The organism is Allofournierella sp. (assembly GCF_017889395.1).
Taxonomy (GTDB): domain Bacteria; phylum Bacillota; class Clostridia; order Oscillospirales; family Ruminococcaceae; genus Allofournierella.
On record NZ_JAGHKE010000006.1, the window covers coordinates 25,402 to 37,903 of the forward strand.

Below are 12,502 nucleotides of genomic sequence, written 5' to 3' on the forward strand. Positions count from 1 at the left end.
CGCCTCCTTCTTTAGACCGTGATATTACTCTAAAGATAGTATACGGTGACAGCACTTTGTCTTACAGAATCCAAAAACCAAACAGTCGTTCTAAAGAGCAACCGAGCAAAACAAAAAAAGCGCCCGTTCCGGAAATTTCCCGGAACGGGCGCTTTGCGCTTATGTGTTTACTTGTTCTTGTCGAACAGGTCCTTCAGATTCTTGAAGAAGCCCTTGCGCTGCTCGTAGTTTTCGTCCTTGAGGGTCTCCTCAAAGGCTTTCAGCGCCTCGCGCTGGGCCTTGTTCAGCTTTTTGGGGATCTCCACGTTCACCTTCACGTACTGGTCGCCACGGCCGCGGCCACCCAGATACTGGATGCCCTTGCCCCGCAGCCGGAAGGTGGTGCCGCTCTGGGTGCCTTCGGGCACGGTGTATTCCACCTTGCCGTCCACGGTGGGAACCACCACAGAGGCGCCCAGCACCGCCTGGCTGAAGGTAATGGGCACGTTGACCCATACATCGTAGCCGTCCCGCTCGAACATGGGGTCGGGCCGCACGGTCACGATCACGATCACGTCACCGGCGGGGCCGCCGTTCACGCCCGCATCGCCCTGACCGCGCAGTGCAATGCTCTGGTCGTCGTTGATGCCCGCGGGGATCTTGACCTCCAGGGTCTTCTTCGCGCCCACCTTACCGGTGCCGTGGCAGTGGCCGCAGGGGCTGCTCACGATCTTGCCCTTGCCGCCGCAGCGGGAACAGGGCTGCTGCTGCTGCATGACCATGCCGCCCATGCGGATGTTCCGCTTCACATAGCCGGTGCCGTGGCAGTCCGGGCAGGTCTCGGGGCTGGTGCCCTTGGCCGCGCCGCTGCCGCCGCATTCGGGGCAGGTATCCTGCTTGTTGATGGTGATGGTCTTGGTGCAGCCGTGCACAGCCTCCATGAAGCTGAGCACCAGGCTCACCCGCACATCTGCACCCTTGCGGGGGGCGTTGGGGTTGGCCCGGGCACCGCCGAAGCCGCCGCCAAAGCCACCGCCGAAGATATCGCCGAAGATGTCGCCCAGGTCCACGCCGCCGAAGCCGCCGCCAAAACCGCCGAAGCCGCCGTTGAAGCCGCCCGCGCCGCCTGCGCCTGCGCCGTAGCTGGGGTCCACGCCTGCAAAGCCGAACTGGTCATACCGGGCGCGCTTTTCCTTGTCGCCCAGAACCTCGTAGGCCTCGTTCACTTCCTTGAACTTGGCCTCGGCCTCCTTGTCGCCCGGGTTCAGGTCCGGGTGATACTTTTTGGCCTGCTTGCGGTACGCTTTTTTCAATTCATCGTCGCTGGCGTTCTTCGCAACGCCAAGGACCTCGTAATAATCGCGTTTGTCTGCCATAAATTTCTCACCTAAAAGCCCGCCGGGCGGGCCCCTCATGTAAAATCACTGGTGCGGTGTTGCCTGAATCAGCAAAACCAGAAATCGCCGCCCCAGCCTGGGCCGGGGCGGCTGAGTATATTATTTTATACTTCTTTGAAGTCCGCGTCAACCACGCCGTCGTCGGGCTTGCCGTTATTGGCAGCGCCGGCGTCCGCGCCGGGCTGAGCGCCCTGAGCGGCCTGCGCGTTCTTGTACAGCTCCTCGCTGATGGCGTAGAAGGCCTTCTGCACAGCCTCCTGCTTGGCCTTGATGGCCTCGATGTCGGTGCCCTTCAGGGCTTCCTTCAGCTCGGCCAGCTTGCTCTCGACTTCTGCCTTCTTGGCAGCGTCCACCTTGTCGCCCAGCTCGTTCAGGGTCTTCTCGGTCTGGAACACCAGCTGATCGGCGCCGTTACGGGTGTCGATCTCCTCGCGCTTCTTCTTGTCCTCAGCGGCGAACTGCTCGGCCTCACGCACGGCCTTGTCGATGTCGTCCTTGCTCATGTTGGTGGAAGCGGTGATGGTGATGCTCTGCTCCTTGCCGCTGCCCAGATCCTTGGCGCTTACGTGCACGATGCCGTTGGCGTCGATGTCGAAGGTAACCTCGATCTGAGGCACGCCACGGGGAGCGGCGGGGATGCCGTCCAGCTTGAACATGCCCAGGCTCTTGTTGTCGGCAGCCATCTCACGCTCGCCCTGCAGCACGTTGACCTCAACGCTGGGCTGGTTGTCGGCGGCGGTGGAGAAGATCTGGCTCTTCTTGGTGGGGATGGTGGTGTTGCGCTCGATGATCTTGGTGCAGACGCCGCCCAGGGTTTCGATGCCCAGGCTCAGAGGAGTAACGTCCAGCAGCAGGATGCCGCCGACCTCCTTGTTCAGCACGCCGCCCTGGATGGCAGCGCCGATGGCAACGCACTCGTCGGGGTTGATGCCCTTGAAGGGCTCGCAGCCCATCTCCTTCTTAACGGCCTCCTGCACGGCGGGGATACGGGTAGAACCGCCCACCAGCAGAACCTTTGCCAGGTCGGAAGCACGCAGGCCGGCGTCCTGCATGGCCTTGCGCACGGGAACCATGGTGCGCTCCACCAGATCGGCAGTCATCTTGTCGAACTGGGCGCGGGTCAGGGTCATGTCCAGGTGCTTGGGACCGGTGGCGTCGGCGGTGATGAAGGGCAGGTTGATGGCGGTGCTGGGCACGCCGGACAGCTCGATCTTGGCCTTCTCAGCGGCTTCCTTCAGGCGCTGGGCAGCCATCTTGTCGCTGCGCAGGTCGATGCCGTTCTCCTTCTGGAACTCGTCGGCCATCCAGTCGATGATGCGCTGGTCGAAGTCGTCGCCGCCCAGGTGGGTATCACCGTTGGTGGCCAGAACCTCGGTCACGCCGTCGCCCATCTCGATGATGGACACGTCGAAGGTACCGCCGCCCAGGTCGTAGACCATGATCTTCTGGTCGTTGTCCTTGTCAGCGCCGTAGGCCAGAGCCGCGGCGGTGGGCTCGTTGATGATGCGGCGCACGTTCAGGCCCGCGATGGTGCCGGCGTCCTTAGTGGCCTGACGCTGGCTGTCGTTGAAGTAAGCGGGCACGGTGATGACGGCCTCGGAAACGGTCTCGCCCAGGTAAGCCTCGGCATCCGCCTTCAGCTTGGCCAGGATCATGGCGCTGATCTGCTGGGGATTGTAGTCCTTGCCGTCGATGGAAACCTTGTAGTCGGTGCCCATGTGGCGCTTGATGGAGCTCACGGTGCGCTCGGGGTTGGTGATGGCCTGGCGCTTGGCAACCTGGCCAACCAGACGCTCGCCGGTCTTGGTGAAGCCCACCACACTGGGGGTGGTGCGGGCGCCCTCGGCGTTGGCGATTACAACGGGCTCGCCGCCCTCGATAACGGATACACAGCTGTTGGTGGTACCCAGGTCAATACCAATGATCTTGCTCATAATCTATTCCTCTCCTTTGAATCAAGTCAAAATGAAGTTGATGGTTTTAAAAGTGTTTTATAAAAAAGCCGTTTCGGCTTTTTGCCTTATTCAGCCACCACAACGGTGGCATGGCGGACGACCTTGTCGCCCAGCTTGTAGCCCTTCTGGAAGACCTGCACCACGGTGCCGCTCTCCTGGCCTTCGGCCGCGGGCTGCTGCATCACGGCGCTGTGCACCTCCGGGTCAAAGGGAAGGCCCAGTGCGGGGATCTCCTCCACCTTGAGCACCTTGAAGGCGGCGGCCGCTTTGTCCAGCGTCATCAGCACGCCCTTTTTGTAGTTCTCGTCGGTGGTGGGGGCGTTGGCCGCCATGTCCAGGGTGTCCAGAATCGCCAGGATCTGGCTCACCGCGAAGCCCACGCCGTTGTTGAAGGCGGCGTCCTGCTCGCGGGCGGACCGCTTGCGGAAGTTCTCATACTCGGCGGCGGTGCGCAGCAGCTGGTCCTTTGCGGCATTCAGTGCGGTCTCGGCGGCCTGCGCCTGGGCCTTTGCGGCCTCCAGCTCAGCGGCCAGGTCCTTTTTCTTTTCCTTGCCGTGCTTCTTGGGCTCCTGCTCGGCGTTCTCCTCCGGAGCGGCGCCGGTCTCGGCTTTGGTCTCCTCCGCGGGCTGCTCTTCGGGCTGCTGGGCGGGGTTCTTCATCTCTTCGCTCATATATTGTCCTCCTGCGCCTTGCCGGCCATGCATTCGCCGAGCTTCAAGGCATAATATTCCAAAATGGGAATCAGCTGTTCAAAGGGCATCCGTACCGGGCCCAGCAGCGCAATGGCTCCCGTGAGCCCGCCGCCTGCCAGATACCGCTTGCCCATCACGCAAAGGCCGGGCATGGGGTTTTCCATATCCTCCCCCAGCAGCACCGAGGTGCGGCCGGTGGGCGGGGTGATGAACCGGCCCGCCTTTTCCTGATCGGCGAACAGCTCCAGTACGCCGGGCAGGCAGCTTTCCAGCTGGGGCCAGCGCAGCAGATACTGCTGGCCCTCCAGATAGGTGCGCGCCTTGGCGGCTTCACTCAGCAGCGCCGCGGCGGCCTGCACCACCGGGTACAGAGCCGGGCCACGCTCGCCCATGCTGGCGGTCACAGCCGCCAGCCGCTGAGCGCTCAGATCCGCCGGGGCCACAAAGGCCAGCCCGCGGTTCAGCGCCATGGCAACCAGCTGCGCGTCCTGCCGGGAAAAGCAGGTCTCCAGCCGGGCCACCCGGGTGCGTACTCCGCCCGCGCTGGTCACGCCCAGCACCGCTGCGGAATACCGGCCCACCTGCACCACCTCGAAATGGGCGATGCGCAGATCATCGGACCGGGGGGTGGTGGCGGCCACCGTGTAGCCGGTGTGCTCCGCCAGCGCCTTGGCCGCGCCCTCTGCCAGCTTATCCGGCTCGTAGTCCAGCCGGGCGAACACCTGGTCGATCTGGGCCTTCTGGCGGGGGGTAAGGCCCGCCTTGGGCTGCATCAGATGATCCAGATAATACCGGTAACCCTTGGCGCTGGGCACCCGGCCCGCGCTGGTGTGGGGCTGCTCCAGCAGGCCCAGCTTGGTAAGGGCGGCCATCTCGTTGCGTAAGGTCGCGCTGGAGACCGCCATATCCAGATACTGGCTCAGAAGACCCGAGCCCACCGGTTCGCCGCCCTGGGTATACAGAGCAACGATCGCTTCCAGCACACGCTGCTTTCGATCATCCATCGGCACAGGTCCTCACCTCTTTCGTCTCTCGTTTAGCACTCTATGTTCCCGAGTGCTAAGTCTATTTTACTCCATTTTATACAGCTGTCAAGGGGGTGCGCGAAAATTTTAAAAGTTTCATGCTTTGTTCACAATCTCCCGCTGGGGCGGGAAAAACAAAGGCTCCCGCGGCCGGTGCTGGCCGTGGGAGCCGGAAGGTTGGCGCTTCAGTCCTCCACCTGCTTTGCCAGGAAGGACGCGGCGATCTGCAAAGCGGCCTGCTCCGATTCGCCGGGGCGGGCGCTCTTGTCGGCCGAGAGCAGGATCACAGCGCCCGCCACATCGCCCCCGGCCAGCAGCGGGCAGGCGCCCAGGATGTGCTTGTCCGACCCCTCGCAGGGGAAGACGCACTCCTCGGCTTTGCCGCTGTGCCAGAAGGGCTTGCGCCGGTCCATGATGCGCTCCAGCGGGATGCTCACGCCCCGCTCCTGATAGTCCCGCTTGGACCCGCCCGCGGCGGCAATGATGCTGTCCCGGTCACAGACCAGAGCGGTCAGATTCAGCGACCGGTTCAGCACCTCGGCATACTGGGCGGCAAAGCCCGCCAGCTCGCCCATGGGGGAATATTTTTTGAAGATGACCTCCCCCGCGCCGGTGGTGAAGATCTCCAGCGGGTCGCCCTCCCGGATGCGCTGGGTGCGGCGGATCTCCTTGGGAATGACCACCCGGCCCAGATCGTCGATGCGTCTCACGATTCCTGTTGCTTTCATGGCAGACTCCTTCTTTGGATTGGTATTGTAATTCGTAGTATCTGCCAGAATTTCCAGTTTATGCACGCCGAACGAAAAAAGGCCCCGGGCGGCGTGCTGCCGCCCGGGGCCTTCTCATAAAATCAGGTTTATTCCGCGCCCACCAGGCCGTTCCACAGCCGGTAGTACACGCCCTGCTTTGCCAGCAGGGTCTCGTGGGTGCCCTCTTCCTCGATGCCCTCGGCGCCCAGCACCAGGATGCGGTCCGCGTGCTGGATGGTGGTCAGCCGGTGGGCGATGGTCAGGGTGGTGCGGCCCTTGGCCAGCTGCTCCAGGCTCTTGCCCACCAGCACCTCGCTCTCATTGTCCAGCGCGCTGGTGGCCTCGTCCAGGATCAGAATGGGCGGGTTCTTCAGGAACACCCGGGCGATGGAGATGCGCTGCTTCTGCCCGCCGGACAGCTTCACGCCCCGCTCGCCCACGTAGGTGTCGTAGCCGTTTTTCAGCTGGGTGATGAACTCGTGCGCCCCGGCCAGCTTGGCGGCGGCGATCACCTCTTCCCGGCTGGCGCCCACCTTGCCGTAGGCGATGTTCTCATACACGCTGCCGCTGAACAGGTACACATCCTGCTGCACCACGCCGATGGCGCTGCGCAGGCTTTTCAGGGTCACGCTGCGCACATCCTGATCGTCGATCAGAATGCGGCCGCCAGTCACGTCGTAGAAGCGGGGGATCAGGTTGCACAGGGTCGTCTTGCCGCCGCCGGAGGGGCCCACCAGGGCCACCTTCTCGCCGGGCCGGATGGACAGATTCACATCCCGCAGCACCTGGTTGTGGTCATCCGGATATTCAAAGCTCACGTTCTCCAGCCGGATGGCGCCCGCCTTCACATCCAGAGGCTTTGCGTCCGGCTCGTCGAAGATCTCCACATCCGCGTCCATGATCTCGCAGAAGCGCTCGATGCCGGTCATGCCCCGCTGGAACTGCTCGGCGAACTCCACGATGCGGCGGATGGTGGCGATGAGGGTGGTCACATACAGCATGTAGGCCACCATATCGCCCGGATCGATCTTGCCGTATACCAGGAACAGTCCGCCGGCCACGATCACCACCAGATACATCAGGCCGTCGAACAGGCGGGTGCTGGTCTGGAAGGCGGCCATGTAGCGGTAGCTCTGCTTCTTGATGGCCTGGAAGGCGGCGTTGTCCTTTTCGAACTTTTCCTTCTCCACTTCCTCGTTGGCGAAGGCCTTCACCACCCGCTCGCCCAGCAGGCTGTCCTCAATGCGGGCGTTCAGCTCGCCGATCTGCATCCGCTGGCGGCGGAAGGCCGCCCGCATCTTCTGGTTGATGATGGTGGAGACCACCGCCATCAGGGGCACGCAGGCGAAGAGGATGAGGGTCAGCGCCACGCTGGACTGGCACAAAATCACGAAGGAGGCGGCGATCTTGATGGCCGCGATGAAGAACTCCTCCGGGCAGTGGTGGGCAAACTCGGTCACATCGAACAGGTCGTTGGTGATGCGGCCCATGATCTGGCCCACCTTGGTGTTGGAATAATAGGTGTGGCCCAGCTTCTGCAGATGAGCAAAGGCGTCCCGGCGCATGTCGGTCTCCACATACACGCCCATCACATGGCCCATGTCCGCCATGTAGTAGTTGGCCGCGCCGTCGATGAGCCGCAGCACCAGGTACAGAGCACCCAGCTGCAGCACCACCTGAGCGGTGAGCGCCGCCAGATCGGTGGTGGCGGTGTTGGTCAGGTAGCGCATGATGAGCGGCAGCACCATATCACACAGGGTGGTGAGGGCCGCGCAGAACAGGTCCAGCGCAAGGATATGCCGGTATTTGCGCAGGTAGGGCCAGAAGCGCCGCATCAGGCCCTGCTTGTTGGCTTTGGTTTTCATATCGTTTTCCATCCTCAATTTTCTGTTTGGGTCGGTTACACACAAAAGCGAAGAGACCTTTTTGGTGATCTCTTCGCTCGTTGATTATGTAGGGGGATCAGCCCGCCGCGGCAGCCGGAACGGACTCGGCACCTTCCGGCGCGGGGGCCGGATTCGCGGGGGTGGAGTTGTCCGGCACGGTCACCGTGGGCTCACTGGGCGCAGGAGCCTGGGTGGGCTGCGGTACCTCAGTGGCCGGAGCCTGGGTGGGCTGCGGTACCGGGGTTGCCGGGGCCTGCGTGGGCTGCGGCACCTCAGTGGCCGGAGCCTGGGTCGGCTGCGGCACCTGGGTGGCCGGGGCCTGCGTGGGTACTACAGGAGCGGGGCTCGCGCTGGGGGTGGGACTGGGCGAAGCCGTGGGCTCCGGCGTCTGGGTGGGCTCGGCCTCCTTCTGCTCGAAGTAGGCGGTGAGGATCACACCGTTGGCGTCCGCGTTGCCGGGCACCGTGAAGGTCAGGCTCTCGCCGCTGCCGCCGGTGCTGCCGATGGTGGCAGCCCAGCCCACAAATTCCCAGCCCTCATTGGGCACAGCGGTCACGGTGGAGCAGGTGCCGCCCTTGGCCACCATCTGGCTGGTGGCGCCGCTCAGGGTGCCGCCCTCGCTGCACACAAATTCCACCGGCACCTTGGTGCTGGTCTGGCCGTTCTCGCCCCGCACCGCGATGGGATCGCTGGTGATCAGGTTCGGGGTAACGCCCTGCACCTCAGGCACCTTGTTCAGAGGCTTGGGACGGGTGTCCTCGGTGATGTAGGCGTGGGTCTTGATATACTCGAACAGAGCCCGCACGCCGTTCTGGCTCAGGTGTACACCGTCGCTCAGGGTGTAGTCGGTCTTGGCCCAGCCGGTTTCCGGGTCCTCCAGAGCCTGGCTGCTGTCCAGATACTTATAGCCCTCCTCCTCGCACATCTGCACGATGGCGCTGTTCAAGGCATCCACCTGGGTCATGCTCAGGGCAGTGTTGCTGCGCTGCTTGTCCAGCGGGGGGATGGCGTTCACGATGATATCCGCATAGGGGTACGCCTCGTGGATGGCGGCAAGGCCCTCCTTGTACTCCTCAATGAAGGTATCCACGTTCATGGTCAGGTTGTTGGTGCCGAAGCCGATGATGACCCGGCGGGGCTGCATGATCTTGACCGCCTCGGGCATGGTCACCGCGGAGGACCGGCCCACGAAGTTCTCGCACTTCAGGGTAGGGATCTGCTGCACGCCCATGCTCACCACGCCGATGTTGTTGTCGATGGTGGTAAAGGGCTCTTCGTTGCCCTCCGGGCCGTAGACCATGTAGCGCACGGTGTTGGAGTCGCCCAGGAACAGGGTCTCGTCCAGGTATTCCTGACCGGCGTCCTCGGTCTCGGCCAGCACGGTGCCTTCGTAGGCTTCCACATCCACCTTGCCGGCGGTGGCGTCGTAGGAAGCGTCGCTGGCGGGCTCGGACCAGCTGGTGCTGCCGGAATCATCGGCGGGCTTTCCGCCCAGCACAGTGAACCACACCACAATGGCCGCGATGGCCACGATAATCAAGCCGCAGATGGCTGCCAGGATGGGCAGGGCCGCCGGCTTTTGAAGCAGCGCCCGCAGTTTTCTCTGCCAGGGCGCGGGTTTACGATTGGATGCCACGATTCGTTCACCTTTCTTTTTTCAGTCGGGAAAATTACTCGTACCTATCTATTTTACACTATTTTACCCTGAGGCGCAAACCATACGGCAAAAAACGCCCGTCAGCGCAAATTTTTCACCTTTTTGGCCCGAATTTCGGATTCTTCCCCCCACGCAGATGCAAAAAAGGCGGAGAATTGCCCTTCTCCGCCTTTTTTCTTTGAATTCAGCTCAGCAGCTCCAGCCGCCCCGGCTCCACCCGGATGTCCGCCTCCGTCACCTGAGGGCTGGCCTCGCCGTCCAGCGTCCATCCGGTGGGCTCGTCAAACACCGCCCGCACCCGCTTTGCCTGCAGCAGATACAACAGCTCGCCGTCCGGCTTCTGGCTCATCAGACATGTTACCAGCCGCCGGGCCTGGGGCAGGGTCTGGGGCTTGCGCAGGATCATCACCTCAAACAGGCCGTCGTCCAGCTTCACCGCGCTCTGCTCCGGCACCGCCATGCCGCCGATGTAGTGGGAATTGCTCACCGAGCAGTACCAGAATTCCCCCTCCAGCTCCAGATCGTCCACCTGGATGGACGCTCTCCAGCCCTGGGAGAGATCCATCCGCAGCACGCCCTCCAGCACGTAGGCGAAGTGGCCCAGCAGGTTTTTGGTTGCCTGGGGTGTCTGGTAGGACACCGCCGTGAACATGCCGAAGGCCGCCACATAACAGAAATGCCGCTCGTTGAACCGGCCCAGGTCCAGCGCCCGGGGCTCGAAGCGGCCGATGGCGGCGCAGTTTTCCTCCAGCGGACGGCGCAGCCCCGCCGAGGCGGCAAAGTCGTTGGTGGAGCCGAAGGGCAGGTAGCCCACCGGCAGTGACCGGGGCAGGGCCATCACATCGTTCACCGTGTAATGCAGGGTGCCGTCACCCCCGCAGCAGACCACTGCGTCGAACCGGTCGGGGGACTCCGCCAGCAGAGCGGCGGCGGTTGCGCCTTCGCCCACCGGGCAGGCGGTGACCAGGCAGCCCGCCCGGGTCAGCCCGGTGATGATGGCCTCCAGCTCCTGGGCCACCCGCCGCTTGCCCGCGGCTCCGTTGTAGATCAAAAGCACCTGACGCGCTGTGTTCATGTTTTGCCCTCCGTTTCGCGGTAGTGCCGCCCGCGCCCCGCGCGGCTGTAAATGTTCTGTTTATTGTATCGCGGCAGGCGGGCAAAAGTCAAACGAGGGCCGTCGAACAAACAGAAAAGGGCCGGGGAGATGCTTCCCCGGCCTCTTGGTTTTCCTGAGAGTCAAGGCAACCCCGCACAATTCACGCCTTCCGGCTCAGGCGGCGTATCACGCCAAAATTTTCCGTGCTATTTTCCCAAAATGCTCGCCAATCCACCAAGGATTGGCTGCGCTTTCGGGTTCATATCACAAAAAATTTTCCGGCGCGCTCCACCACCTGGAATTGTGCGGTATTGCCTCAGCACAGAAGCTGCTTGCGGAACAGTCCCGCCCGCTTGAGAGCCGGACGCAGCGCCCCGGCCAGGATCACGGCCACCAGCACGCCCGCGCCCGCGTTGATCAGGCTGCTCAGCAGCTTGGTCGCCAGCTGCACCTGCACCGCGCCCAGGGTCTGCCGCTCGATGAAATACATCATGATGAAGCTCTTGCCCAAATACAGCACCACATAGGTGAGGGTGCCCGCCACCGCAGCCGCGATATCCCAGGCGCGCTGAGCCGCCGGGCTTTTGCCCATGCCCTTGCGGGCGATGAGACCGGCCACGAAGCCGATGAAGAACTTGGTCAGAAAGGTGATCCAGCTTTCGGCAATATACAGGGGGTTGGTGAAATCGAACAGCATGCTGCCCATGCCGCTGGCAAGACCGCCCACCCAGGGTCCGAACAGCAGGCCGGTCAACGCGCAGAAGCCGTTGCCCAGATGTACCCGGCTCACATCACCGATGGGGATCTGCATCCAGCTGGACGCGAATACCAGCGCGCTCATCAGGCCGAACACGGCCAGCCGCTGCACGCTCCAAAACTTCTTTTCCATAGATATGCCTCCCGGCGGGGCGGGCTGTTTTTGTCCTTGACTTTTTTCGCCCCGTTCTCTATGCTCATATTATACCGAGTTCTGACCCCATGATAATATCCAGAAGATAACTTTTTTATAGGGTCAGTTTTACCACTTCACTGAGCAAAAGAAAGGAGTTTGTTCGCATGTTCCAGCTTTCCTTTGCCGCCCGGGCCGGGGGCGGGCCGCTGTATGACCAGCTGTACCGGGCCATCGTGGCCCAGATCCGTCAGGGGGAACTGGCCCCCGGCGAGCGGCTGCCCGGCAAGCGCAGCCTGGCCGAGGAACTTTCGGTGAGTGTGAACACGGTGGACACCGCCTACCAGCTGCTGGTGGCGGAGGGTTACCTGGAGGCCCGGCCCCGGTCCGGCTTTTTTGTGCAGCGCTACACCGGCCCCAAGACCGCCCTGCCCGGCCCCGCGCCCGCGCCTCGGCCCGCGGATGTGCCGGTGTGGCGGTATGACCTTTCCACCGGCGGCATCGACACCGCCCTCTTCCCCTTCCGCACCTGGGGCCGCATCCAGAAGGAGCTGCTCTATTCCCAGCCCCAACTGCTCACCCGTGGCCATCCCCAGGGGGACGAGGACCTGCGCGGAGCCATTGCGGACTACCTGCGGGCCTACCGGGCGGTGGACTGCGCCCCGGACCAGATCGTGGTGGGCGCGGGGGTGGAGTACCTGCTGGGCCTGCTGGCCCGGCTGGTGGAGGGGCCTGCCGCGGTGGAGGACCCGGGCTACGGCCGCACCCGGCGCATTCTGCACAGCAGCGGCATGGACTGTGTGCCGGTGCCGGTGGACAAACAGGGCCTTCAGGTGGACAAGCTGGCCGAAACCGGCGCCCGGCTTGCCTATGTGACCCCCAGCCATCAGTTCCCCACCGGCGCGGTGATGCCCGCCGGGCGGCGGGCGGCGCTGCTGGAGTGGGCGCTGGCCGAGCCGGGGCGGTACATCATCGAGGACGACTACGACTCGGAGTTCCGGTTCGAGCTGCGCCCCCTGCCCAGTTTGCAGGGCATGGCGGGCAGCGGCGGACCGGTGGTGTATCTTTCCACCTTTTCCCGCAGCCTTGCCCCCAGCATCCGCATTGCCTATATGGTGCTGCCCCGGGGCCTGCTGGCCCGCTTTGAGGAGGAGTTCGGCTTTTACTCCTCCACCGT

At 63.3% G+C, this 12,502-nt stretch carries 10 protein-coding genes; 1 reads left to right on the forward strand and 9 read right to left on the reverse strand.

What is annotated here, in order from left to right; genetic code table 11:
• Nucleotides 1-167: 167 nt before the first annotated feature.
• The 9 genes from dnaJ to J7G73_RS01540 form a co-directional block, all read right to left on the reverse strand.
• Complete coding sequence (dnaJ, locus tag J7G73_RS01500) at nt 168-1,355, reverse strand: molecular chaperone DnaJ (protein WP_087293095.1); 1,188 nt, start codon at nt 1,353-1,355, stop codon at nt 168-170.
• A gap of 125 nt (nt 1,356-1,480) precedes the next feature.
• Nucleotides 1,481-3,310, reverse strand: coding sequence for a molecular chaperone DnaK (gene dnaK / locus J7G73_RS01505; protein WP_087293097.1), 1,830 nt, complete (start codon nt 3,308-3,310; stop codon nt 1,481-1,483).
• 86 nt (nt 3,311-3,396) lie between these two features.
• Nucleotides 3,397-4,002, reverse strand: coding sequence for a nucleotide exchange factor GrpE (locus J7G73_RS01510; RefSeq protein ID WP_087180883.1), 606 nt, complete (start codon nt 4,000-4,002; stop codon nt 3,397-3,399).
• Nucleotides 3,999-5,027, reverse strand: coding sequence for a heat-inducible transcriptional repressor HrcA (gene hrcA / locus J7G73_RS01515; RefSeq protein ID WP_291244960.1), 1,029 nt, complete (start codon nt 5,025-5,027; stop codon nt 3,999-4,001). The genes J7G73_RS01510 and hrcA overlap by 4 nt, the downstream gene beginning before the upstream one ends.
• Before the next feature lie 206 nt (nt 5,028-5,233).
• A complete protein-coding gene (locus tag J7G73_RS01520) occupies nt 5,234-5,776 on the reverse strand; it encodes a stage V sporulation T C-terminal domain-containing protein (protein ID WP_291244961.1) in 543 nt (180 codons plus the stop codon).
• Nucleotides 5,777-5,904: 128 nt separating this feature from the next.
• Complete coding sequence (locus tag J7G73_RS01525) at nt 5,905-7,662, reverse strand: ABC transporter ATP-binding protein (protein ID WP_291244962.1); 1,758 nt, start codon at nt 7,660-7,662, stop codon at nt 5,905-5,907.
• A gap of 97 nt (nt 7,663-7,759) precedes the next feature.
• Complete coding sequence (locus J7G73_RS01530; RefSeq protein WP_291244963.1) at nt 7,760-9,319, reverse strand: GDSL-type esterase/lipase family protein; 1,560 nt, start codon at nt 9,317-9,319, stop codon at nt 7,760-7,762.
• 205 nt (nt 9,320-9,524) lie between these two features.
• A complete protein-coding gene (locus J7G73_RS01535; RefSeq protein ID WP_291244964.1) occupies nt 9,525-10,415 on the reverse strand; it encodes a diacylglycerol kinase family protein in 891 nt (296 codons plus the stop codon).
• Between the two features lie 337 nt (nt 10,416-10,752).
• Entirely contained in the window at nt 10,753-11,325 is a 573-nt protein-coding gene (locus J7G73_RS01540) for an ECF transporter S component (RefSeq protein ID WP_291244965.1), read from the reverse strand.
• Between the two features lie 167 nt (nt 11,326-11,492).
• On the opposite strand from J7G73_RS01540, the gene J7G73_RS01545 reads away from it, so the two are divergent.
• A partial coding sequence (locus tag J7G73_RS01545) for a PLP-dependent aminotransferase family protein (protein ID WP_291244966.1) occupies nt 11,493-12,502 on the forward strand: 1,010 nt, incomplete at its 3' end.